The sequence below is a fragment of the Perspicuibacillus lycopersici genome, assembly GCF_025660475.1.
Taxonomy (GTDB): Bacteria; Bacillota; Bacilli; order Bacillales; family Caldibacillaceae; genus Perspicuibacillus; species Perspicuibacillus lycopersici.
Genome location: NZ_JAOUSF010000003.1, coordinates 173,556 through 198,006 on the forward strand (window position 1 = coordinate 173,556; position 24,451 = coordinate 198,006).

Annotated in this window: 24 protein-coding genes; 4 read left to right on the plus strand and 20 right to left on the minus strand. The window is 35.7% G+C overall.

Going from position 1 to position 24,451, the window contains the following annotated elements; all coding sequences use genetic code 11:
* The first annotated feature begins 158 nt into the window (after positions 1-158).
* On the plus strand, positions 159-629 hold the full coding sequence (locus OEV98_RS08865) for an Hsp20/alpha crystallin family protein (protein WP_263072911.1): 471 nt from the start codon (positions 159-161) through the stop codon (positions 627-629).
* A gap of 51 nt (positions 630-680) precedes the next feature.
* On the opposite strand, the gene OEV98_RS08870 is transcribed toward OEV98_RS08865, so the two are convergent.
* The 4 genes from OEV98_RS08870 to OEV98_RS08885 all read right to left on the minus strand — a co-directional run bounded on the left by OEV98_RS08870 (position 681) and on the right by OEV98_RS08885 (position 3,506).
* On the minus strand, positions 681-1,178 hold the full coding sequence (locus OEV98_RS08870; RefSeq protein WP_263072912.1) for a YppG family protein: 498 nt from the start codon (positions 1,176-1,178) through the stop codon (positions 681-683).
* 72 nt (positions 1,179-1,250) lie between these two features.
* The gene (locus tag OEV98_RS08875; RefSeq protein WP_263072913.1) at positions 1,251-1,619 is read right to left on the minus strand and encodes a YppE family protein; all 369 of its coding nucleotides are present in this window, start codon (positions 1,617-1,619) and stop codon (positions 1,251-1,253) included.
* Between the two features lie 186 nt (positions 1,620-1,805).
* Complete coding sequence (locus OEV98_RS08880) at positions 1,806-2,060, minus strand: hypothetical protein (protein WP_263072914.1); 255 nt, start codon at positions 2,058-2,060, stop codon at positions 1,806-1,808.
* Positions 2,061-2,531: 471 nt separating this feature from the next.
* Positions 2,532-3,506 (minus strand): DUF2515 domain-containing protein, encoded by a 975-nt coding sequence (locus OEV98_RS08885; protein ID WP_263072915.1) that lies wholly within the window; start codon positions 3,504-3,506, stop codon positions 2,532-2,534.
* 52 nt (positions 3,507-3,558) lie between these two features.
* Here OEV98_RS08885 and recU point away from each other — a divergent pair, with 52 nt between their 5' ends.
* Entirely contained in the window at positions 3,559-4,161 is a 603-nt protein-coding gene (recU, locus tag OEV98_RS08890; RefSeq protein WP_263072916.1) for a Holliday junction resolvase RecU, read from the plus strand.
* An 88-nt stretch (positions 4,162-4,249) separates the two neighbouring features.
* Entirely contained in the window at positions 4,250-6,838 is a 2,589-nt protein-coding gene (locus OEV98_RS08895) for a penicillin-binding protein 1A (RefSeq protein WP_263072917.1), read from the plus strand.
* Positions 6,839-7,175: 337 nt separating this feature from the next.
* On the opposite strand, the gene OEV98_RS08900 is transcribed toward OEV98_RS08895, so the two are convergent.
* The 16 genes from OEV98_RS08900 to OEV98_RS08975 all read right to left on the minus strand — a co-directional run bounded on the left by OEV98_RS08900 (position 7,176) and on the right by OEV98_RS08975 (position 23,272).
* Positions 7,176-7,658, minus strand: coding sequence for a YpoC family protein (locus OEV98_RS08900; RefSeq protein WP_263072918.1), 483 nt, complete (start codon positions 7,656-7,658; stop codon positions 7,176-7,178).
* On the minus strand, positions 7,645-8,310 hold the full coding sequence (gene nth / locus OEV98_RS08905; protein ID WP_263072919.1) for an endonuclease III: 666 nt from the start codon (positions 8,308-8,310) through the stop codon (positions 7,645-7,647). The genes OEV98_RS08900 and nth overlap by 14 nt, the downstream gene beginning before the upstream one ends.
* Positions 8,311-8,322: 12 nt before the next feature.
* Entirely contained in the window at positions 8,323-9,027 is a 705-nt protein-coding gene (locus OEV98_RS08910) for a DnaD domain-containing protein (protein WP_263072920.1), read from the minus strand.
* Between the two features lie 347 nt (positions 9,028-9,374).
* Positions 9,375-10,667, minus strand: a complete 1,293-nt coding sequence (gene asnS / locus OEV98_RS08915) for an asparagine--tRNA ligase (RefSeq protein WP_263072921.1) — start codon at positions 10,665-10,667, stop codon at positions 9,375-9,377.
* Positions 10,668-10,789: 122 nt separating this feature from the next.
* Positions 10,790-11,974, minus strand: a complete 1,185-nt coding sequence (locus tag OEV98_RS08920; RefSeq protein WP_263072922.1) for a pyridoxal phosphate-dependent aminotransferase — start codon at positions 11,972-11,974, stop codon at positions 10,790-10,792.
* 92 nt (positions 11,975-12,066) lie between these two features.
* Complete coding sequence (locus OEV98_RS08925) at positions 12,067-12,567, minus strand: cell wall elongation regulator TseB-like domain-containing protein (RefSeq protein WP_263072923.1); 501 nt, start codon at positions 12,565-12,567, stop codon at positions 12,067-12,069.
* 219 nt (positions 12,568-12,786) lie between these two features.
* The gene (gene dinG, locus OEV98_RS08930) at positions 12,787-15,585 is read right to left on the minus strand and encodes an ATP-dependent DNA helicase DinG (protein ID WP_263072924.1); all 2,799 of its coding nucleotides are present in this window, start codon (positions 15,583-15,585) and stop codon (positions 12,787-12,789) included.
* 344 nt (positions 15,586-15,929) lie between these two features.
* On the minus strand, positions 15,930-16,319 hold the full coding sequence (gene panD, locus OEV98_RS08935) for an aspartate 1-decarboxylase (RefSeq protein ID WP_263072925.1): 390 nt from the start codon (positions 16,317-16,319) through the stop codon (positions 15,930-15,932).
* 52 nt (positions 16,320-16,371) lie between these two features.
* Complete coding sequence (gene panC / locus OEV98_RS08940; protein ID WP_263072926.1) at positions 16,372-17,217, minus strand: pantoate--beta-alanine ligase; 846 nt, start codon at positions 17,215-17,217, stop codon at positions 16,372-16,374.
* On the minus strand, positions 17,214-18,059 hold the full coding sequence (panB, locus tag OEV98_RS08945) for a 3-methyl-2-oxobutanoate hydroxymethyltransferase (RefSeq protein ID WP_263072927.1): 846 nt from the start codon (positions 18,057-18,059) through the stop codon (positions 17,214-17,216). The genes panC and panB overlap by 4 nt, the downstream gene beginning before the upstream one ends.
* Before the next feature lie 288 nt (positions 18,060-18,347).
* On the minus strand, positions 18,348-19,340 hold the full coding sequence (locus OEV98_RS08950; RefSeq protein WP_263072928.1) for a biotin--[acetyl-CoA-carboxylase] ligase: 993 nt from the start codon (positions 19,338-19,340) through the stop codon (positions 18,348-18,350).
* Positions 19,337-20,521, minus strand: a complete 1,185-nt coding sequence (locus tag OEV98_RS08955; protein ID WP_263072929.1) for a CCA tRNA nucleotidyltransferase — start codon at positions 20,519-20,521, stop codon at positions 19,337-19,339. Before OEV98_RS08955 ends, OEV98_RS08950 begins: the two co-directional genes overlap by 4 nt.
* Positions 20,518-21,660: an N-acetyl-alpha-D-glucosaminyl L-malate synthase BshA gene (bshA, locus tag OEV98_RS08960; protein ID WP_263072930.1), complete on the minus strand. Its 1,143-nt coding sequence runs from the start codon at positions 21,658-21,660 to the stop codon at positions 20,518-20,520. The genes OEV98_RS08955 and bshA overlap by 4 nt, the downstream gene beginning before the upstream one ends.
* 39 nt (positions 21,661-21,699) lie before the next feature.
* A complete protein-coding gene (gene mgsA, locus OEV98_RS08965; RefSeq protein WP_263072931.1) occupies positions 21,700-22,119 on the minus strand; it encodes a methylglyoxal synthase in 420 nt (139 codons plus the stop codon).
* 24 nt (positions 22,120-22,143) lie between these two features.
* Positions 22,144-22,950: a 4-hydroxy-tetrahydrodipicolinate reductase gene (gene dapB / locus OEV98_RS08970; protein WP_263072932.1), complete on the minus strand. Its 807-nt coding sequence runs from the start codon at positions 22,948-22,950 to the stop codon at positions 22,144-22,146.
* Positions 22,943-23,272 (minus strand): nucleotide pyrophosphohydrolase, encoded by a 330-nt coding sequence (locus OEV98_RS08975; RefSeq protein ID WP_263073553.1) that lies wholly within the window; start codon positions 23,270-23,272, stop codon positions 22,943-22,945. The genes dapB and OEV98_RS08975 overlap by 8 nt, the downstream gene beginning before the upstream one ends.
* Before the next feature lie 281 nt (positions 23,273-23,553).
* On the opposite strand from OEV98_RS08975, the gene OEV98_RS08980 reads away from it, so the two are divergent.
* A complete protein-coding gene (locus OEV98_RS08980; RefSeq protein WP_263072933.1) occupies positions 23,554-24,426 on the plus strand; it encodes a YitT family protein in 873 nt (290 codons plus the stop codon).
* Positions 24,427-24,451: the final 25 nt, after the last annotated feature.

The window sequence follows — 24,451 nt, forward strand, 5'->3', positions numbered from 1 at the left end:
CGTACATTTTTTGCTAGCCTGCTGGCAGTATATACTCCGCCATCCTTTCCTCATGTAACCATTGAACTCTTTTTGTTTGAACAGATTCATGCACACGATGGATTGTATTTCATATATTATAGCGGAAAAATCTACATGATTCGAGGTGATTATTCATAATGAATGAAAACTTGCCTAAGAAAAGTAATCCCCCTGCTAACGGTGAAGTAATCAAAGAATGGTTTACTAATCATCCCCTATTTCATGAGATGCCCATTGGTAATGTATTAGAAAGCATTAATGCGTTTTTTCGGAACGGCATGATAAAGCCTAGCTTTAAAGTCATGGTAAAAGAAACAGATACTGATTATATATTAACTGCTGAATTACCAGGGGTGAAAAAGGAAAATATCGCCATTAATATAATGCCAAATAATGCAACCATTACCGTTAAGCAATATCAAATTGAGATAGAGGAAAATGACGTCAGCCATACGAAGAAAAAAACATCATCCTTTGAGCAAATGACCCGTACTATTCCGTTTTATCATCCGGTAAATGATCGAGGGGCAAAAGCAAGTTACCGTGATGGTTTATTAAAAATTCATATACCGAAAAAATTTGGAAAGTCAATTATTATTGAGGAATAACCGGATGAAAACAAAAATAAAATACACTCGGTAATTTGTGATCCGAGTGTATTATACTTTAAACACCTGTGAGAATCCTTTTAGCAAAGAGGAAACTTGATTTATGACACCGATAAATTGTCCTGCTGTGGAGAACATTTTATTAAAATCATAATTTCCATCTTGGTTTTTAAAAGAATTAATTATGCTGCCAATACCGGATGGTTTCATTGGAAATTGTTGTGCCTGTATTTGCATCGGATACATACTATTTTCGAAAGGCATCATCCCATTTTGATTATAAATTGGGTGCAGTGGGTTATCGAAAATCATTTGTACACTTGGATAATTTGGTGCCCCTGTAAATCCTGGTGAAGCAGAAAAACCATTTGGATTCATCATATTTTGATTTGGAAATAATGTATTACCGTAATAGGTGTATGGATTGATTTGATTGAGCATTGCAGGATGGTACATACCATTAACCATTGGATTACCTTGTAATTGCCTGTAAATGCGATTATTGTTTATCACTGGATGAAAAAATCCACTAATTGGTTGATTATACATCGTAAGGTACCCCTCTCTTCACCTTCCTCCTTTAATCTTATGAACAGATCCTTCGGATGGTGAAAAGGTCACTTACTTTTCCTTTTTCCTAATTTCTGTTAATAATTTTTCCAATGTATAGTTTATCGAATGAACATTATGTTTAAACCGACTATAGCTTGTTTTCGGGAAGAATGCTTGAACACATATTTCTCTTAAATTTTCTTTTGCTGCATCAAGCTGCTGAGGATAAATATTTCGCGGCTTATTCTCCTTCACCCAGTTACTTGCTTGCTCACACCATTGCTCAGAATACTCATGAATTTCATCAACAAAAGGTTTAATTGTTGAATAAAAATCTGCTTCTTCCTTTGTTTCTCGTACACTTTCATATATTTCATCGGTTTTCGTTAAATAGTCTTTCATTTTTTCCGTACCGATTATTAATTCTTCAATCTTCATGTTCATCACCTAATTTTCTTTTACTAACACATATTATACAACATTTGATGAAAGTTTTCTTCCATGTGTATTTCACTGTACGACAATCTCGTTCCTAACATTTTTTCTTTCAACAAAGTAAGCTCAGAGCTAATAGCCCTAAGCTTTGTTTATGGTAAATTTATATCCATTATGGTTCGATTGTTTCTATATAATTGCTGGTTTGCGTATTTGTAATTTAGACTGCAGAGTAGTATGCTTTGTCATCGAAATTTCCTTTTCTACTTGCTCTAATTTCATTTCTGTCCGATCAATGGTTTGTTGAAATTGCTGTGACAACCGTTGTTGCTCCTCCTGAATCGCAATTTCTAATTTCTCTTCCAGGCTTTCTAGCTGCGCATGTAGTAGACTAAGTTTTTCCATCACTTCATTTTTACTTAATAAGTAATTTTGATTTTCCATATCCATCCGCCTCCGATTTTTTTGATAGACTGTTTTCTAAAGAAAATGCATAAACAACCTTCACTTAACAATACAATTCTTGATAATTTCTTCTCTTCCTTCCCACATGACAAAACTAGAAGTGATTCGCTAAAGAAAGTCTTTTTTTGACAATGAACAAAAAGATTGTCTAAGAATGAAATTATATCTGTAGTAAATAATAGGATTAGGAGGTGTTATCAATGGGAAAAAAGAAAAATAAAAATCGCGGTGCCGATAAAGAAAATCATGCGTATACAAAAGCTGCAGAAGGTAATCCAAAATTAGAAGGTCCTAACCGTCCTTCCACCTAATATCCGAAAAACACGATTGTTTATATTGAAAATGCAAGGAGAGTTCTCCTTGCATTATTTTTCATTAGGATAAAATACATTGGTACTTATCTCACATAGGCGACAATCATGTAGAAAGCCAAATCAATGACAACAACTATTAAGATTCCTTATCCTTTTGATGTAGCTTTTCCCATTCCTCTAATGTAATAAACAATTCAATTTCTTTACGCTTCTTTTTATACCAGTTCGTAATCTTTATATTATTCGTGATTTTTGGTGTTTTGTACCATCTTTTCTTTATTTGCTTCCCTTTATCCCATCTTTCCGTCGGTTTTCGATGATGAATGACCGGAAATTGTAATCGTAAAAACGGAGTATCTCTAGATTTTTTATCTTTAAAATATTGTTCATAATCATATCTCGAACCAGTATGCGTAGTTGTACTAATAAATTTTATAAATTCATCATATATTTCATTTTTAAATAGGATGGAAGCTAAACTTTTTCCTAATTCAATTCGTTTATCTAAATTCACAAATTGATTTGCACTCATCCCATAAAGCTCCCCTTTACAGGTAGGAAAGATGACAACACTATAATGAAAAAGATCCTGTAATTTAAACGGAAGTGATTGAAATACTTTACTATGATAAAATGGATGGTCGATTACAGGCTTTTGTATCAAGTTCTGTTCGTTTATAATGAGAGCATATAGCAATCGTCGGGAATCTCTATAGTTCCAATAATGGAGCCATTCCTTCTCCATAAATTTAGACACATTAAATTTCGGTAACAAATGAAACATCGAACGTTGCAAAATCGTCGAATAATGATAGAGCAATAATTGTGGATATGCGTCATTAAATATTAGCCAGTTTGCCCGTTCATAGGTGGAAAACAGTTGATTTCTGAAGTCTTTCGACAAAACCTTTGGGAACCATTCCCCTTCCAAGTCACACATATTCCAGCCGGCATTTCGGGAAACAAAACTTGCTAACAGTGACCAGAGAATGTCTGGATGTTGAAAATAAAATTTTTCATAAAACTCGGTTCGTGTTATATTATCCATATTGCCTTTTTTTGTTTCTGAAATAATTGTTTGATAAACTTCCTGATTGCTTAATAGTTCCAATTTTTTCCCGCTCCTTTTTGCGGAGGTCCCTGAAAATTTTGAGGTGAGGCTTTTGGAAATTCGCTATCCAAATGGTAAAAAATATAATTTAACAAAAGTAGAGAAAAAAACACAATTACACTATGGAAATCGGGGTATGACTCTAGAAGAAGACTTAAATGAGTCTAATGATTATTATTTAACGAATCACATTGCAGTTATTCATAAGAAACCAACACCAGTACAAATTGTTTCTGTAGATTATCCAAGCAGAAGCGCAGCTGTTATTAAAGAGGCATATTTTAAAACGCCATCAACAACCGATTATAATGGAGTATATAAAGGTAAATATATTGACTTTGAGGCAAAGGAAACAAAAAATCCAACTTCCTTACCGCTAAGCAATTTTCATGAGCATCAGGTGAACCATATTCGCCAAGTGCTACAATGTGGTGGTATTTCTTTCGTCATCATACGTTTTTCCAAAACAGAGGAAGTATATTTATTAGATGGGAATTTTTTGTTGCAATTTTGGGAACGTATGGAGAAAGGCGGTAGAAAATCGATTACAAAACAAGAAATCATCGATAATGGTCACAATATCCCACTTGGCATAAATCCAAGAATTGATTATATTAGAGTAATAGATTCGTTATATAAAGAAGTGCTTGACTAACGAATCTTCCCTATTTTTTATCCAATACGGTAAAAAATAAATTCGATTCCTTTAGATATCTGATAGGAATGAAAGGAAGGTAGTTTTTATGGGAGAACAATATAAATCCCGAACACAAAAACGAGAAGCCACAAAAAAGAAGAAAAAAACAAATAAATCAGCAAAAGAAATCGCAAAAAAAATTTTTCTTATATGTTTAGTAGTAGGTTTTGTTGGGTTAATTGGAGGAATTGGAACATTCGCCTATATGATTAGTGATGCGCCAGACTTTGATCCAGAAAAACTCCAGGACCCTGTATCCTCTAAAATTTACGATAAAGATGATAATCTTATTATCGAATTAGGGGCAGAAAAAAGAGATTTAGTAGAATTTGATGAAATACCCGATTTAGTAAAAAATGCAATACTCGCGACAGAGGATGTTCGCTTTTTTGAGCATCATGGAATTGATTTAATCCGCTTAGGTGGGGCTGTATTAGGAAATGTTACTAACGGATTCGGTTCCCAAGGGGCAAGTACACTGACCCAACAAGTAGTAAAACTGTCCTTTTTATCTAATGAAAAAACAATTAAGCGGAAAGCACATGAGGCATGGTTAGCTTACCAGCTAGAACAGCATTTTACGAAAGAACAAATTTTTGAAATGTATGTGAACAAAATTCCTATGGGCGGTAATATATACGGTATTAAGCTAGCGTCACGAACTTATTTTGGTAAAGAATTAGATGAACTTACATTACCTGAGGTTGCCCTTATTGCGGGTATGCCACAGCGTCCAAACGCTTATAATCCATTTGTAAATCCGGATTTAGCAGATGAAAGAAAAAATCTAGTGCTTTCTTTAATGAATCAACACGGTTTCATTTCAGAAGAGGAAATGAAGGAAGCGCAAAGTATAAAAATTGAAACATTGATTGCAAAGCAGGATGAAGAAAGTACTTCCGACGATTCACCTTATGATTCCTTTGTCGATCAAATTATCGATGAAGTAGAAGAATTAGGCTACAATGTATATAGTGATGGCTTGGAAATTCATACTACTTTAGATCCGAATGCACAAAAGATGGTCGATAAAATATTAAATACGAATGAATATGTAAAGTATCCTAATGATGAGATTCAGGCTGGAGTTATCCTACTCGATACAAAAACTGGGGAAATTCGAGCAATTGGTGGTGGGCGACATCAAAAAGTTCGTCGCGGAATAAACTATGCAATTGATATTGAAAGACAACCAGGGTCCACGATTAAGCCAGTATTAGATTATGGGCCTGCGATCGAGTATTTAAAATGGTCAACCTATCAAATACTTGATGATGCACCACATACCTATTCTGATGGAACACCACTTAATAACTGGAACGAGAAATACAATGGTCCTGTTACAATGCGCTTTGCGTTAATGAAATCGTTAAATATTCCTGCTGTTAAAGCCTTTCAAGCCGTTGGCACAGAAAAGGCAAGAGAATTTGGTGTTAATTTAGGAATTCCTTTAGAGGATACTATTTATGAGCCGTATGCGATTGGTGGATTCCTTACCGGGATTGCTCCTGTTGATTTAGCAGGTGCTTATAGTGCTTTCGGTAATAATGGTGTTTATAACGAACCACATGCCATTCGCAAAATTGTACTTTCTGACGGTATTACCGAAATCAATTTAGAACCAAAGTCGAAAACCGTAATGTCGGATTATACAGCGTTTATGATTTCTGACATGTTAAAAACTGCGGTGCAAAGCGGAACTGGGGTAGAAGCAAAAGTTGCTGGCGTACCGATAGCAGGTAAAACTGGGACAACAAACTATACCGATGAAGAGCTGGAAAAATATAATCTAAAGGATGGCTCACCAGATGCATGGTTTGCTGGATATTCCACTAACTATACAGCTGCTGTATGGGTCGGCTATGATAAAAAGAAAAACCCTGTGGATGATACAAAGCTTCCACAGAAAATTTTCCGTCAATTAATGACTACCGTACACGATGGAGTCGAAACGGCTGACTTTAAACAGCCAGATAGTGTTGTTAAATTAGGAATCGAAAAAGGGACGAATCCTGCAAAGCTTGCTAGTGATTTAACTCCTGAAGATCAAATTGTTTATGAATACTTTGTTAAAGGAAATCAACCAACAGAAGTATCGGAAAAATATAATGTCGTATCACCTGTTGAAAAACTTACTAGTGAATTTGATGAGAAGAAGAACCAAGTAACATTGGCTTGGAATTACAAAGACATGAAAGATATGAAATATCAAGTATATGTTTCCATCAATGGATCTAGTGATGAGCTTTTAGCCGAAACAGATAAAAAAGGACTGAAAGTCGAAGATATTACACCTGGATTAAATTATACATTTACTGTTTATGCCGTTTATAAAGACAAGAAGAGCGACCCAGCTACGACTAACCTAGATTTAACCTCATTAGTGGATGAAACACTCCCTGCTGACCCTCCAAATAATGGAGACAATGGCAATGATGGGGATGGCAACGGTAATGGTGATGGCAATGGCAATGGCAACGGTAATGGTGACGGCAATGATAATGGTAATGATGATGGCAATGGCGGAGATGACGACGGAGGAGCCGACGATGGTGGAGATGATGACGGCGAAAACGATGGCAATGGTGGAGATAGTTTCGGAAACGACCATAACGCCCGCCGCGATGAAGAATAAATAAGTAATAAAAACGAAAAAGCAATCAATTATTTTTTATTGGTTGCTCCAGAGTGTAGACAAACTTGAAAATTTCCGAGTTTGTCTACACTCTTTTTTCTTTTAGAATGATGTAAATAATGTAGGTTGATTGGAAAAAAGGGTGGACGCTTTCCGCGGGCGCGGTCGAGCCACTTTTCCCGCAGGAGCACAGCGACAAGGAAGCTCACCGCCCCGAAAAAAGCAAAATGCCCGGAGCGGAAATCAACGGAATTTAAAAGCAATTCTATCCAAAAATAAAAAAAGACACCGAGAGGACTCTCAATGCCTTTTGTCGACAGTATGATGCGACCAATTATTATTTATTGGTTGCTCTTTTTTTCATTGCTAAATATTTATAATATTTTTTTTGCTGTTCTAGCATCAATTCAGATAGTTGAACAATGGAATGATGAATCAACGGATTGCTAATAATAAATCCTAATCGATCCCCAATATTTGCAGGCTTAATTTCTAATGTTTCTATTCTTTCTAATAGAAATTTCAATTGGACTGGCTGCTGATTGCTCCAAAATAACAGTCGGATAAATACCGCGCTTGCTCTCGCCATTAAAACAGGAATAGTTTGCTTTTCTCGATTACGAAAAAGTCCATGAATTTCTTCATATAATTGATTCCATTCTTCCCGTAATGAAGCTAGCGGAAGTTCTGCTTGTAGCCAAGGAAGCTCGGTGGCATCCAGCTCTCCTAAAAAATATTGATTTTCCATTGGGAAAAAAGTAGCAGGCGTCCACTGTTCTACATAAAAGTTGGAAACATCTAATTCATTAGCTATTTTCATTTAATTGTTTTCCTTTTGTTCTCTTTTTTCCTTCCCGACAAATGGACAGTAATGGACAGTCTAAACATTTTGGAGATTGTGCCTTACAATGATACCGACCAAAAAAAATCATCCGATGATGAGTAACCGACCATTCATCCTTTGGTACTTTTTTCATTAAGGTCTTTTCTACCTCTAAAACACTATCCTTCCAGCGACAAAATGCTAGCCTTTTACTTACTCTTTCAACATGTGTATCAACCGCAATTGCTGGTATTCCAAAGGCAACGGAGACAACAACATTTGCAGTCTTTCTACCAACCCCTGGAAGTTCCATCAATAAATCTCTATCCTGCGGAACGACACCATTATACTTATCCAAAAGAATTCGACATAGCTTTTGAATATTTTTCGCCTTATTGCGATAAAGTCCAATGGACCGAATATCTTGTTGTAGCTCTTCCAATGACACACTTAAATAATCCTCAGGCGTTTTATATTTTTGGAAAAGGTCTTTCGTTACTTTATTGACTAATACATCTGTGCACTGTGCAGATAAAGCTACCGCAATAACAAGCTCAAATGGATTGGAATGATGTAATTCACAATGCGCATCTGGAAACATTTTCGCCATTTCATCTAAACTAAATCGTATTTCTTTTTTCGTTAGCATTCTCATTACCTCTTAACTTTCTAGCCAGTTATAAAATGGGACAGTATCTGTGCCACCTTTTTTCCGTTCCTCCACTTTCGTCTTTTGCTGATGAGACCGAAATTTTTTTCCTTGTTGTTTTGCTTGATCCACTGTTTGTATACCATTTTTCTTCCATTCGAAAAGTATCCGATCAATGTAGCGGAAGTTAAGCTTTCCAGACATTACGGATTCTTGTAATGCAGCTTTTATTAACGCTGGATTATGATGATCGTTGTCAATCCACATTGCCAATGTTTCACATTCCATCGGAGAAAGTGGTCTTGCAAATTCCTGTTCAAAAATCGTAAATAAGGAACCTTCTTCAAGCTTTAGTTGCTGTTCTGTCTGCTCTTTTTCTACTAATAACTGATGATTGATGAGTTTCTTCCATAGTGGCTGTAACGAATATTTTTCGAAATATATCCCTTGATCTGTATGGCCCTTTAAAATTTCTAAATACCCACGTGTAAGTAATGAACCTAATGTTTGGGAGCATTGTTCCAATGAGAGGGTCATTCGATTCGAAAGCTCCTCTAATGTCGGGAAGCTATTCCCCTTTTCCATAAACGCATGTAGCTGCAAAATTAACATGCATTCCAAATCTGTTAAACCGATACTTTTATATTCACTGAATAAAAAAGAAGGTATCGAAACTACCCCTTCTTCAATCCAAGACAGTATTATATTATTTTTCATAAAATGCACCTCAAAAATAGTATATCATGATTTATTTGGACTGATAAGGATAATTACGATTAACAAAAATAGAACAATTTTCTGTAAAGAATCTAGTTGCTTCATTTGTTAGTTTCCCTTTGACAGCAACCCATAAAAAAACAGATCTAAATAATAGAAGCAAGAAGACCCGTCACCCTTTTTTCTATATATTTGATAAGATAACGATTAAAATACGTTAATTTACGAGCTTATTAGTTCTATAATCGATAGAAAAAAGACTGTAGGCAACTAACTCGAAAATTTTCGGGTTCGTTCATCTACAGTCTGAATTACCGCTAACTGGCAGTTTTTCTTAATTCATACAATTAAGGGTACAAACGATTTAATAATCTTGGGAATGGAATCGTTTCACGTACATGTTCTGTTCCAGAAATCCATGCTACTGTTCTTTCCAATCCTAAACCAAAGCCGGAATGTGGAACAGATCCATATTTCCTTAAATCTAAATACCAAGCATAAGAATCTAATGGTAAATCATGTGCTTCAATATTTTTCTTCAATAGTTCAAAATCATGAATTCTCTCAGAGCCACCAATGATTTCACCATATCCTTCTGGAGCAATTAAATCGGCACATAAAACAACATCATCTCTCGTTGGATCTGGTTGCATATAAAATGGTTTAATTGCTTTTGGGTAATGCGTAATAAACACTGGTTTATCAAATGAATTTGCGATTGCGGTTTCATGAGGAGCGCCAAAATCATCCCCCCACTCTATATCGTCAAATCCTTGTTCATGTAAAAACTTAATTGCGTCATCATAATGCATACGCGGGAAAGGGGCAGTAACTTTTTCTAATTTGGATAAATCCCTACCAAGTGTGTTTAATTCCAACTGACAATTTTTTACAACTGATTGAACAATATAGGAAACATATTCTTCTTGAACTTTCAGATTATCTTCAAATTGATAAAATGCCATTTCTGGTTCGATCATCCAAAATTCAATCAAATGGCGACGCGTTTTTGATTTTTCTGCACGGAATGTTGGTCCAAAGGAAAATACTTTTCCAAGTGCCATAGCGGCCGCTTCCATATATAACTGGCCACTTTGAGAAAGATAAGCATCTTCTTCAAAATATTTCGTATGGAATAATTCTGTAGTCCCTTCAGGTGCACTTCCTGTTAGGATTGGTGGATCAACCTTTACAAACCCATTATTGTTAAAAAATTCGTAAGTTGCCCGGATGATTTCATTTCTAACTTTCATTACGGCATGTTGACGTTTCGAACGAAGCCATAAATGACGATGATCCATTAAAAATTCGGTTCCGTGTTCTTTCGGTGTAATTGGATAATCTGTAGATTGATGAATCAATTCTACATGGTGAACCAATAGTTCATAACCAAATGGAGAACGGGTATCCTCTTGAATAATCCCTTTAACGTAAAGGGAAGATTCTTGTGTTAATGATTTTGCTAATTGAAACACATCTTCTGTTACTTCATTCTTTACTACAACGCCTTGAATGAAGCCTGTTCCGTCACGTAATTGCAAAAATGCAATTTTCCCGCTAGAACGCTTATTTGATAACCATGCGCCAATCGTTACTTCTTGGCCAACATAATTCTTGACTTCTGCTATCGTGGTCTTCACTATATTCCCTCCAAAAAACTTCTACTACATCAATTAGTACAATAATTGATTTATCCATATGTTACCTATTATACAACTCACTGGTTAGACAAGCAATGTTAACTACTAATCGCTTAAGCAGATTATTTCATATGTTTCAATACGTAATGATTTATCCGTCTGATTGCTTCTTCTAATAAATTTAAGCTCGTTGCATACGATAAACGTATATTATCTGGTGAGCCAAAGCCAGATCCAGGTACTACTGCTACATGTGCTTCTTCCAGAAGTGCTTTTGCAAAATCATCTACATTGGAGTAGCCACAATTTTTCGCTGCTTCTATTACATTTGGAAATAGGTAAAATGCTCCTTCTGGTTTAATACAAGTAAAACCAGGTATTGCGATAAGTTTATCATAGATGATGGTTAATCGTTTCTCAAATTGCTTTTGCATTTCTTTTACTGCATGCTGGCTTCCTCTATAGGCAGAAATTGCCGCATATTGTGAAGTAGTTGTTGGATTCGAAGTACTATGACTTGCCAATGAGGTCATTTTTTTAATGATTTCTTTGTTTCCAGCTGCATAGCCAATTCTCCAACCAGTCATCGCATGTGATTTCGATACACCATTAATAATAATTGTTTGTTCTTTTAATTCATTTGAAATTTGTGCGATAGAAACATGTTTTCCATTTCCATATACTAATTTTTCATATATTTCATCGGAAATAATTAGAAGATTATTTTCCATGCAAACAATTCCTATTGCATGCAATTCTTCCTCTGTATACATGACGCCTGTTGGATTACTTGGCGAATTAATAACGATTGCTTTCGTTTTTTTCGTGATTTTTGAACGCAATTGTTCTGGTGAAATTTTGAATTGGTTTTCTTCTAATCCTTCGACAATTACTGGTTCTCCCCCAGCTAATTTTACCTGTTCTGGGTAACTTACCCAATATGGTGACGGGATGATTACTTCATCTCCATCGTCAAGCAGTACTTGAAACAATGTATACAATGCATGCTTCGCACCATTTGTAACGATGATTTCTGCTGGCTCGTATCGAATTTGCTGATCTGCTAAAAATTTTTCAATGATTGCATTTTTTAATTCTTGCAATCCACCGGCAGGCGTATACTTTGTTTGTCCATTTATCATCGACTGATAAGCAGCCTCGATTATATGTTCAGGAGTATTAAAATCGGGTTCTCCTGCTCCTAGACCGATAACATCAATTCCTTGTGCTTTCATTTCATTTGCTTTAGCAGTAATTGCTAATGTTGTCGATGGCGTTAATGTGTTCATTCTCTCCGCTAATTTCAATGAGACCACTCCCATTTTTAGTTTCTATTTTTAAACTTGCTATCGTTATCATACCATGTTTAAAAATTATTTCACGAAAATTTCACACGATTTTATAAATTATATACTCGATACCAATCACCTTTATAAAAATCAATATATATTATACTGTAGCGATTCTTTTGGTCACGGTACGTTATTTCATATGCTGGTGCATTATCTACCATCCCTAGCTTAATATCAATAATTTCCGTTGGCCGTTTATCATTTGAAAAGTTATCTAACCCATTGGAAAGCAATGAGACAACCTCTTCCTCTGCTAATCCATCTTTCGCTTTTTTTACAACAATTTCTTTGTTCTTTGGATTATCTGGAACCCAAACAATAATGCTTTCTTTTTTGTTATTTTTTCCTTTAATTACATAATAATTGTCTATGTAATGAAACCATTCGATTGTTTCGACAGTTGTTATATTCGTGAATTCCTTTGCTCGTTCTACTGCCAAATCTTTATCTTGCTTTAAATCATCTGTTGAAAAATGATAAACAAGTACTAAACCGATAGCAATAATGACTACTAAGAAAAGAACAATAATAATTATTTTCTGTTTCATATGTCACACTCCAACTTCCTTACCATACAAAAATCCTACTAGAAATTTGCACAAAATTTTCTACTTATACGCGAGGTACAGATGGTAACAATACATATTAGAAAGTTGTTACACAAATGGATTACCTTAAATTTTCAACTAAAATACACATTCTAGTCCACACACACAAGCTGCGTAATTTTTACGCAGCTAATCATTTCCAATTGTACATAACTTCCATTAATCTTCTGGATCCTTTGAATTCGTACCCACTCGATTCGCTTCTAGTTTATTACATAAAGCATCAATTGTCATTAATTGTAATGGTGTTTTCGGTATTGATTGGAGAAAAGTTGTTCCATATTTACTTGTATATATCCGCTTATCAAAAATGATAAAATTACCTGTATCTTCTTTCGAACGGATTAATCGGCCAAAGCCTTGTTTAAAGCGAATGACAGCTTCAGGTAAAGAAAATTCATAAAAAGCACTTTTTCCTTGTTCTTTTAACAATTGTACCTTCCCATGATGTACTGGTTCTTTCGGTGAGGTAAATGGGAGTCGAATCATAATGATTGCCGACAACGCATCCTTGCCAATATCCATTCCTTCCCAAAACGTATAAGAGCCGAATAATATCGCCTTATCAAATCTGCCAAATTGTTTTCGTAGTCGTTGGGAGCTACCGCCAGAAATCCCTTGTGCTAGTAGCACATAATCCTCCAGTAACCCACTTTCTTTCACAAGATAATACGTATGTTTCAACATTTCATGTGAGGTAAATAAAATTAACATTCTACCTTCGACCGCTTCAGCTATCGAGGTAATATAGCTACTAATTGTCGCAATAAATTCTTGCTCATCTACCTCTGAAATATTTGGTAAATCCTCCATCGCATACAAATTGACTTGATTTGTGTAAGAAAACGGTGCCTTATATTGATTATAATGGACGGGAAAATGATTCAATCCGAGTTGCTCCATAATGTAAGCAAATGAATTTTTCACCGTTAATGTTGCTGACGTAAAAATGATGGATTTTTTCTCGGAATATAATGTTTCGGCTAATTGTTCGCCAACAAATAAAGGCTGACTATAAAGAACTAAGGATGGTAATGGTGATCGATCATCTGTTTCCATCCAAATGATAACATCCTGTTGATAAAAAACATCCTGATGGAAACGTTCCATTGTTTGAAAATCCAATAACAATAATAAGAAATCCTCGAGTATAATTTTTTCAGCTTCTGATAGTAGGGAATACATATTTGAAAGCTTTTCATAATAGTTTTCAAAGTCTTCATATAGTATGGTGAATGCATCATACAATCGCTCCCATGCATACGTAAGTCTGCTATTGTCTAAAAAGGAAATCGAAGTGGAGACCTTACCATAGGCATTTTTTTGTCGTTTTTTTGAAAAAGACAGACAGAGCTGGAAAAATTCCTCACACATATTGGTGAAGCTTTCGATATGTTTATTTAATGTTGTCGCATTTGTTTGCATATGTATATTTTTATCAATTAATAAACGATATATTTTTCCTAACAGCTTCTGTTGTTCAACAGTACCTAATTGACCAAGCAAATACTTCATCTTCCGATAACTTATTTGATTTCCATAAAATTTGGTTGCATTTTTCTCAAAATGATGTGCCTCATCAATGATCACATAATCATAAGACGGTAAAAATCGTATATTTCCAGTTACATCCGCTAACAAAAAATGATGGTTCGTAATAATTAAATTTGCATTTGCCGCACGATACATCGCTCTTTGATAAAATTCCATTTTTCCCCACGGATTAATTTCTGTTTCATTTTCCACTGATGTCGATGATACTCGGTACCAAAAGTGAATTCCACCACTAGATAAATTTAATTCATCTACGTCACCAGTTTCTGTTTCTGTTAGCCAAACCAAAATCTGCATTTTTGTAATAATTTCATCATAGTGTTCATTTTCCTGGCGAAGAATCCGTTCGAATTTCCATAAATTCAAGTAATGACTTTTTCCTTTAATAACCTGGACATTAATTTTTTTGTTTAACATTTTATTAAGTCGTGGCAATTCATTCTCTATAATTTGGTGTTGCTGCAAAATGGTATGGGTAGCAATAATAACTGGTTGTTCTTTATTAATGGAAAAAATTGCAGCTGGCAATAAATAAGAAATTGTTTTACCAAACCCTGGCTCTGCCTCCACTAAAGTTATATCCCCTTCACGCAACGAATCATAGACAAACTGAATCATATCGCCTTGCTCCGTTCGCTCTTCATATTGAGCGGAATAGCCTTTTTGTAATAACTCCATTTTTTCCTTCCTATCACTAGGAAATGCTACCGGTTCAGAATGCGTAATAGGCGCTATTTGTACCTTTTTAAGCATTAATCCTCGAAAAAATTGCAAGGTTTCTGGAATTTGCTGTTGATTTGCTTTATTACGGATAAGATACGAAAATAACTCAGCTACATTCGTTTTCAGTAATTTAGAAAGTTTGTACAACTGGTTCAATAATTCAGTTGGTAATTGCAACGCCTTGTCATATAAAGATAAAAACCACTCTGCTGTTACAAAGGCATCACTATCCGCCTGATGTGGTCTGTCATGATCAAAACCAGCAACGATTGCAATATCATTTAGTTTATAGCTATCCAATGTTGGCATTAAAATTCTTGACATTTCTACTGTGTCAATAATTGGGCAGGCTAGTTTTGGTAATCCTGCTAATTCTAATTCATCTTGTAGAAAGTTTAAGTCAAAATGAACATTATGCGCGACAAAACAAGCATCCTCCAAAAGGTTAGCAATGGAATCTGCTACTTCATGGAATAACGGTGCATCTGCTACGGTAGTATTATCGATGCCTGTTAATTCGGTTATGAAAGGGGAAATCATGATTTCTGGATTGATATACGTTGTGTATGTATCTACAATTGCACCATTTTCAATAATAACTGCTGCGAATTGAATGATACGGTCACCTTTTTTTAATGAGTTCCCAGTTGTCTCAATATCTACCACTACAAATTTATTCAAAGTAAACACCTCTAGTATCTATAAAAACGCTGTTCATTAACGGCTGTTTTCTAAAAATAGCTTCTCATCAATTTTATTTATCATTTGTGACCGCTGAGTGAATAAACTTCACATACCTACAAGAGTCTACCATGTATTTACCTTGCTCAGCAGTTCATAATAAAAAAATATATCGAAAAACAGACTTGAAACATCCAATGAAAAAATTCCTTGTTAATATAGTATCAAAAATAAGCGAAGACGTCCTTAATATAAAGATATTATTATTTTTCCCAATTGTTTTGTTCTTTACTAAAATAGTGAAAAAAACAACCTTCGCTTACGGCAAAGGCTGTCAAATTATTTTACGATTCAATTATTTCACGCTCTGGTTCGTAGTGGATCATATCCACTATTTGATTATTTTCATTTAATATCGCTACTTTCGGTTGATGATTGGCTAGCTCCGCATCAGAAACCATGCAATACGATAAAACAATGACGATATCGCCTGGTTGAACTAGTCTGGCTGCAGCACCATTTAAACAAATAACGCCGCTACCACGTTTTCCCGGGATGATATAAGTCTCAAATCTTGCACCATTATTATTATTTACAATTTGAACCTTTTCATTTTTAACCATTCCAACAGCATCTAGCAAATCCTCATCAATTGTGATGCTTCCTACATATTGCAAATTTGCCTCTGTTACGCGTGCACGATGCAATTTAGCATTCATTACTGTTCGATACATTCTAATGACTCCTTTTTGTTAAGAAAATAGACAAGCATTTAATTGTACCGTATCAAACATACAATATTATATTATCAATTAATCTTGCTTGCGAAAATTTCACTGCTAATGCAATGATGATTTTCCCATGACATTCGTTAATAGTAGCTAATTCTGGGTAGGAATATAGTTCGATATATTCGATACTACCATTTATTCGTTCTATTAAATAATCCTTCATTTTAGAAATGACCGCATCTGGGTTCCGTTCCCCTTGTTCGATTAATTTTTTCCCGTATAATAGTGACTGATATAATTCCTTTGCTTGCCCTCTTTCTACTTCCGTTAAATACACATTTCGTGAGCTCTTCGCTAGTCCGTCTTCCTCACGAACCGTTTCCACTGCATTAAGCTGAACAGGTAAATTTAAATCTGCAATCAGTCCATCCACTACTGCTACTTGCTGTGCATCCTTTAAACCAAAATAAGCATTGGTAGGCTGGACAATAGAAAATAATTTTATCAATACAGTTGCTACTCCATCAAAATGACCGATCCGGTTTCTTCCACATAAAACATTGACCCGGCTTTTCACTTTAATCTCTATTTCCATACTTCTTGGATACATTTCTTCAACCGTTGGATAAAAAACGTAATCCACCCCAACACTTTCTGCTAATTGTTCATCTCGTTTTCTATCTCGCGGATAGGATGCAAAATCTTCATTCGGACCGAATTGTAATGGATTTACAAAAATACTCATGATGACAATGTCATTTTCTTGTTTTGCTTTATTTGCTAACGTTAAATGACCGTCATGTAAATATCCCATTGTTGGTACAAAGCCAATGGATTTACCAGTGTGGATTGCCTCCCGGGAAATAGCTTTCATTTCCTTTATAGTGGTAATAATTCTCACGATTGTTTCCCTCCATACAACGATATTGTTGCCAATGTTTCCTCATTCATCGTAAACGTATGGCGTTCCTCAGGAAACGTACTTGCTTTCACATCTTCTATATATTGACTAATTCCATTTTGAATATTTATATCAATTTGAGCGTATTGTTTAACAAATTTAGGTAGTCGGTCAACACCATATCCGATAACATCATGAAATACTAAAACTTGACCATCCACCTCCAAGCCCGCGCCAATACCAATAACTGGAATCGATAATTCCTCCCGTATGCGTGCAGATAATTGACGTGGAACACATTCAAGCACTAATGCGATTGCCCCATTTTCTTCACACGCCTTCGCATCTCTCATAAGTTTTTCAGCATCACGGCTAGTTTTCCCTTGAACTTTATAGCCACCAAGCACGCCTACAGATTGTGGCGTTAACCCTAAGTGAGCAACGACAGGAATCCCTGCATTGGTTAATACGCGAATCCTTTCAAGTACTTCTTCGGCACCCTCCACCTTTACTGCATTTGCTCCTCCTGCCTGGATAAGTTTCGCTGCATTTTTTAATGTTTCATCGAACGAGAGATGGTACGTAATAAATGGCATATCACTTACAATAAAGGTATTCGGAGCACCACGTCGAACGGCTTTTGTATGGTGTACCATATCATCCAACGTAACAGAAACAGTAGAATCATAGCCTAGTACAACCATCCCTAAGGAATCACCGACTAAGATCATGTCGATACCAGCTTTTTCTGCAAGCTTGGCAGAAGGATAATCATAAGCTGTAATCATCGTAATTTTTTCTTTTGCCTTTTTCATTTGATAAAAATCAGATGTTTGTTTCATTCTTTTTCCTCCTTTAATGGTTAGAGGAAATGAAACAAAATAAATCCACATAAAAAAATCCTTCTTAAACAGAAGGATTTTATTTACGATTTTTCCGTTTCATCCCTCTGTCCTGGTCCAATTTGCGGCTACAGGCAGAATAAATTATTTTGTATAATTTGCCTAGTGAAAAATAGCGGATACTGCCCAAATGGTGCAGTTCCTCTTCAACTTACTCGAATTATAGCAAATTATCATAAAATTGAAAAGTATTTTCCTAGTGTTAGTACCACTATATCATTTACACTACTATCGGTTCAAAGCATCTATTTCAATATCTGCAGAATAAATATGCTGTATTTTACCATCACTTGTTTCGAGTAATAATACTCCTTGTTCATTTATTCCTAATGCGATTCCTGAATATGTGCCATTTAACGTTCTTGCAGTAATTTGTTTTCCAATAGATAGTGCATAGCTTTCCCAAAGTAGCTTTATTGGTTGAAAGCCTAAAGTTAAATATGTTTCATATAATTTTTCTAAATGGAAACAAAGGCTTTGGACAAGTTTTGCACGATTTATTTTGTCATTTACTTCCATTGATAATGAGGTTGCAATCGAATGCAGCTCTTCAGGGAAGTCTGTTAATTGTTGATTCACATTAATACCGATTCCGATAATAATCGATTGTATTTGATTTTCCTCTGCCTGTAGTTCCGTTAATATTCCACACACTTTCTTGCCATTTATTAAAAGGTCATTCGGCCATTTGATTGATACGTCAATATCCGTTTGTTCCTCAATAGCTTGTACAGCTGCAACTGCTGTTAGTAAAGTTAATTGTGGTGCTTGTTGAATCGGAATCTTTGGTCGGATGATAATGCTTGTCCATATACCCGTACCTTTCGGAGAATGCCATGCGCGCGCAAGACGTCCTCTCCCTAATGTTTGTTCATCACTAATTACTAATGTACCTTCCGTTGCACCGTTAAGCGCTAGCTCTTTTGCAACCTGTTGCGTGGAAGGTAAGCTTTCGTAAAAATGAATCGTTTTTCCAATATATTTCGTTTGTAAACCTAAATAGATTTCATTTTCCGTTAGTGTGTTTGGATGTTCCGCTAAGCGATAGCCTTTTTTTCGAATAGCTTCCACTTCAAAGCCTTCATTCCGAAGCTCTTCAATATGCTTCCAGACAGCTGTACGGCTGCAGCCAATCGTATTTGCTAGCTTTTCTCCAGAAATAAATTCTCCTGCTGCATTTCGAAAAGCATCTAATAAATTTTGGCGGACCGTGGATTTCATGAATATAACCACTCCTTAATACTATTTACATCATTTTTCACATGACCTAATAGGACCGCTTGCTCCACCTTTTTTAGTCTTTCCTTAATCCATGGACCGCTCGTATTATTTTCCCATTCCAATAAGTGCTGACCACTGATGACTAATTCTTTTCTATCTTTAATCGGCAACGCATCATATAGTTTTTCGATATGTGCAATATTTTCTGCGATGCTGCCTTTTTTTATAATCGTATGTATTTTTTCCGCATGAATACAGATTTCTTTCCCGATATGATAAAGCGCTTGTATATCCCATTCATTTTCCATTCGATAATAATAGGCAGAACAAATGGCCTTAATTTTGCGAATATCTTTGACCGGAAGTTTCCATTCTCGTAAAAAGAGCTCGATTTCTTCCTTATGGATTGTTATCAGAATGATACTCCACATTTCGAACACATCTAATGTCGTTAGTGCTGGTATATTAGCAACTTGCTTCAATTCAAGCGAATATTTCTTTAACCTTGGTAAATATTGATGTAATTGAAGTTCGACCAATAAATGCAATGCTTCTTGACGATTAGCTCCGATTAGAAGTTTCGAAAATTCCATCTGCTTCCGTTCAACTGCAATGTGCTCGAGTAGCTGTCCATACTTTTGTAATGATTGCATCGTCCTTTCCTCTAATTGAAAGGAGAGCTTACTTACAAAACGGATAGCACGCATCATTCGTAATGCATCTTCTTTAAATCGCTCATCCGCTTGTCCAACGGTCCGGATTAATTTATTTTGAATATCGATACTTCCCGAAAAAGGATCGATTAATTTTCCATCCTTTGTCATTGCGATAGCATTCATCGTAAAATCACGACGTTGTAAGTCCTCTTTTAAGGAACGAATAAAGGTGACATCGGTTGGTCTACGAAAATCCTCATATTTTCCTTCACTTCGGAAGGTGGTAATTTCATAGCTTTCTCCTTTGTATAGAACTAAAACCGTACCGTGTTCAATTCCGACATCCACTGTTTTTGGGAAAATTTCTTTAATTTCTTCTGGCAGTGCACTTGTTGCAATGTCAACATCAGCAATCGGATTATTCATTAAATAATCACGAACTGACCCACCGACAAAGTAAGCTTCAAATCCGGCCGCTTCAATTTTTTCAAGTATTGATGTTGCTTTTACAAAGGGTTCGATCAATTTCCTTCGCCTTCCGTTTCTATTAACTGATAATAAATATCTTCATATTGCTGTACAATTTTTTCAGAAGAAAAATCGAAATGAACTTTCTTTAAGCCAGCTTCTACAAATCTATGCTGTAATGCTGGATCCTTCAAAATCCAAATACTCTTGTTTGCTATTTCATCGACATCTCCAAGTGGGCAGATAAATCCATTGACATTATCTTCAATGACTTCTGGTATTCCCCCAACATTAGTACCAATACAGGCGACACCACAAGCCATTGCCTCTAGAGCCACTAAGCCAAAGCTTTCTTTTTCCGAAAGAAGTAGCATTAAATCACTTATCGAATAAAGCTCTTCCAAATTCTCCTGTTTTCCAAGGAAAATAACATTCGAATCAATCGATGATTTTCGCACAAGCGCTGTAATTTTTGGCATTTCTGGTCCATCACCAACTAGTAGTAATTTCGCAGGTACTTCCTGATGGATTTTGGCAAATGCTTTCACCACATCCTCGACACGTTTTACCGCACGGAAATTTGAAACGTGAATAACGACCTTTTCTTCTTGTTTTATGCCAAATTCTGCTTTTAAATGCTGTGAGTCTACCTTTCGATAAACCCTCTCATCTATAAAATTATATACGGTATCAATCGTTTTCTCAGGTGTAATAAAGTCATAGGTTTGTTCCACCAATGCTTTCGATACGGCTGTGACCCGATCAGACGTTTCTATTCCAAATCGGATAGCATTTGTTAAAGACGGATCCTGCCCAAGCACAGTAATATCAGTTCCGTGTAATGTAGTTACTATTTTAAAATCATTTGTCGCCATATGGCGACCCATAATGGCACAAACAGCGTGAGGAATTGCATAATGCGCATGCAAAATATCTAAGTTTTCCCTCGTTGCAACTTCTGCAATTTTACTTGCTAATTGAATATCATACGGTGGATATTGGAAAACAGAGTAATGATTAATTTCCACTTGGTGGTAAAAAATATTATGATAAATTTTTCTTAATCGAAACGGTTGGCTAGAAGAAATAAAATGGATTTCATGTCCACGCTCTGCCAACATTTTCCCTAGCTCGGTTGCAATTACACCTGATCCTCCGACTGTAGGATAACAAACAATCCCAATCTTTAATTTCATTACATATCTCCTCTTAGTCAAATACTGCTTAAAAGAAACTTATTTTTCTAACCGCGGGTTTTGCCCTCTAAAATAAGCTCGCCAATCCACATCACCATGTTCCAATCCGCGAATAAGTACTTCTGCTGTCCCCATATTTGTCGCCAACGGAACATTATATACATCACAAAGACGGATTAATGCCGTAACATCAGGTTCATGGGGCTGGGCAGTTAAAGGGTCACGGAAAAAAATTACTAAATCCATTTGATTTTTTGCGATTTTCGCGCCAATTTCTTGATCTCCGCCTAATGGGCCGGACTGAAACCGTTCAATGGACAAACCTGTTGCTTCATGAATTTTTAAACCCGTTGTTCCAGTAGCGAAAAGTACATGCTTTTCAAAAATTGGCTGATATGCTGTAACAAATGTAATAAGGTCCTGCTTTTTTCGATCATGGGCAATCAATGCAATATTCATTACTACCACTCCTATTTATTATCGTTAATCTAATATATTTTCCAGTCCGTAAACATACTCATTTAGCTTCATTACCGTTTCTACTGATACTTTCACACCTGTCATAAAGGATGCACGATCATATGAATCATGACGAATCGTTAAAGATTCTCCAGTTGAACCAAACAGCACTTGCTGATGGGCAATTAGTCCAGGTAAGCGCACACTATGTATATGCATTCCATCAAACTCGGCACCTCGAGCACCTTGTAATTTTTCAACCTCATTCGGATGTCCTTGTTTTTTTGCTTCTCTTTGAACTTGAATCATTTCAGCCGTTTTAATAGCGGTCCCGCTAGGAGCATCGAGTTTATTATCATGATGCATTTCTATTATTTCTACGTCCGTGAAATACTTTGCTGCCATTTGTGAGAATTTCATCATCAACACCGCACCAATTGCAAAGTTTGGTGCAATAATGCATCCGAGCTGCTTGTCCTTTGCCAGCATTTTTAGTTCTTCTAACTCTGCTTGTGACATTCCGGTCGTGCCAATAATTGGTCTAACTCCATAATTTAATGCCGTTTTTGCATGTTGAAAAGCTGCTTCCGGAACCGTTAAATCAATAAGTACATCTGGTTTTGTATCCTGTAAGCATACAGCAATATCCGTATATACCTTACTGTTATTATCCGTTACGGAAGATAGTACATCTGATAGATTTTTTCCTTCATTGATTCGGTCAATTACTCCAACAAGCTGAAAATTTTCCACTCCGGTAACCATCTTCACTGCTTCTAGCCCCATTCTTCCACGAGGACCAGCAATAACAATTTTTGTTAATTTACTCATGAATATCTTCTCCTTCAATTCTTGTCCAACGATCACTGTCTCTAGTGTTGAATTTATCCATCACTCGATTATGCGCTTGTTCTAAATCAATTCCTAGCGAATTGGCAAAACATATTAATACAAATAACATATCCCCTAATTCTTCTTCCACTGTTTTTACTTCTTCTGTTGGCTTTTTTGGTTTTTCTCCATAATAATGATTTACTTCACGAGCTAGTTCTCCAAGCTCTTCTGTCATTCTCGCAACCAATGCTAATGGACTAAAATATCCTTCTTTAAACTGACCTATGTATTTATCCACTTCCTGTTGTAAATCTTGCATTGTCTTCGTAGCCAAAATCTTCACCTCTTTATTACTGCTATTACTATCATCATATCACAAATGTGTTACCCAACAATATGATACATCTGATGAAATTGCGATTACAATTATTTTCTCAAGGAAACTCTAGACAATTTGTATATTCTAGTGTAACAATAGCAACGATAAAAGAAAGAAACGATACTCCTTCATTGCTATCAATAAGATGCATTCTGTATAATGGAATCGTGTCACTGGAACTTTGGCACTTCTTAATTTGTGATAAGAAAGGAATATTCTACATGATATTTGGTCTTAAATTTAAAAATATTTTATTTATTTTACTAGGATCTGCCATTTTTTCTTTTGGAATTGTTCATTTTAATATGCAGAATAGCTTAGCAGAGGGCGGATTTACTGGAATAACCTTGTTATTATATTTCCTCTTTGAAATTAAACCTTCCATAACTAACCTCCTACTTAATATTCCTGTATTTATACTTGGATGGAAATATTTAGGAAGGAATACATTTTTATATACGATTATTGGTACTGTTGCTGTTTCATTATTTTTAGAGGTATTCCAGCGCTACCAAATAAAAGTACCATTAGAAGGCGACATGATATTAGTTGCTATTTTTGCTGGTCTTTTTATCGGTGTTGGACTAGGAATTATTTTTCGGTATGGAGGAACAACCGGTGGCGTCGATATTATTGCACGCCTTGTTCAAAAATTTGTCGGCTGGTCGATGGGAAAAACGATGCTCCTATTTGATGCATGCGTAATCACCCTGTCACTCATTACATATTTATCTTTACGGCAAGCAGCCTATACATTGATTGCGGTCTTTATCGGGGCAAGAGTAATTGATTTTATCCAAGAAGGTGCATATTCCGCCCGTGGTGCGATTATCATTTCTGATTCCTATGAAGAGATCGGCAATAAAATTTGCAATGAATTGAATCGTGGAATAACCGTTTTAGATGGACATGGTTTCTATTCTAAGCAAGCAAAAAATGTTCTCTATTGTATTGTTGGTAAAAACGAGCTACGGACATTAAAAAATTTAATTACAAGTGTGGACCCCCATGCATTTGTTTCAATAACGTTTGTAAATGATGTTATGGGAGAAGGATTTACTTTAGACGAAAACAAAAATCCGATTGAACATTAATTCCATTTCTTGCGACAAATGAAAC

Bases quoted from the DNA above. Each gene is read 5' to 3' on its own strand.
- OEV98_RS08865 (WP_263072911.1), top strand. From the start codon at position 159: ATGAATGAAAACTTGCCTAAGAAAAGTAATCCCCCTGCTAACGGTGAA.
- OEV98_RS08870 (WP_263072912.1), bottom strand. From the start codon at position 1,178: ATGTATAATCAACCAATTAGTGGATTTTTTCATCCAGTGATAAACAAT.
- OEV98_RS08875 (WP_263072913.1), bottom strand. From the start codon at position 1,619: ATGAAGATTGAAGAATTAATAATCGGTACGGAAAAAATGAAAGACTAT.
- OEV98_RS08880 (WP_263072914.1), bottom strand. From the start codon at position 2,060: ATGGAAAATCAAAATTACTTATTAAGTAAAAATGAAGTGATGGAAAAA.
- OEV98_RS08895 (WP_263072917.1), top strand. From the start codon at position 4,250: ATGGGAGAACAATATAAATCCCGAACACAAAAACGAGAAGCCACAAAA.
- OEV98_RS08900 (WP_263072918.1), bottom strand. From the start codon at position 7,658: ATGAAAATAGCTAATGAATTAGATGTTTCCAACTTTTATGTAGAACAG.
- nth (WP_263072919.1), bottom strand. From the start codon at position 8,310: ATGCTAACGAAAAAAGAAATACGATTTAGTTTAGATGAAATGGCGAAA.
- OEV98_RS08910 (WP_263072920.1), bottom strand. From the start codon at position 9,027: ATGAAAAATAATATAATACTGTCTTGGATTGAAGAAGGGGTAGTTTCG.
- OEV98_RS08925 (WP_263072923.1), bottom strand. From the start codon at position 12,567: ATGAAACAGAAAATAATTATTATTGTTCTTTTCTTAGTAGTCATTATT.
- panD (WP_263072925.1), bottom strand. From the start codon at position 16,319: ATGTATCGAACAGTAATGAATGCTAAATTGCATCGTGCACGCGTAACA.
- panB (WP_263072927.1), bottom strand. From the start codon at position 18,059: ATGAAACAAACATCTGATTTTTATCAAATGAAAAAGGCAAAAGAAAAA.
- OEV98_RS08950 (WP_263072928.1), bottom strand. From the start codon at position 19,340: ATGAAATCCACGGTCCGCCAAAATTTATTAGATGCTTTTCGAAATGCA.
- bshA (WP_263072930.1), bottom strand. From the start codon at position 21,660: ATGAAATTAAAGATTGGGATTGTTTGTTATCCTACAGTCGGAGGATCA.
- mgsA (WP_263072931.1), bottom strand. From the start codon at position 22,119: ATGAATATTGCATTGATTGCCCATGATCGAAAAAAGCAGGACCTTATT.
- dapB (WP_263072932.1), bottom strand. From the start codon at position 22,950: ATGAGTAAATTAACAAAAATTGTTATTGCTGGTCCTCGTGGAAGAATG.
- OEV98_RS08975 (WP_263073553.1), bottom strand. From the start codon at position 23,272: ATGCAAGATTTACAACAGGAAGTGGATAAATACATAGGTCAGTTTAAA.
- OEV98_RS08980 (WP_263072933.1), top strand. From the start codon at position 23,554: ATGATATTTGGTCTTAAATTTAAAAATATTTTATTTATTTTACTAGGA.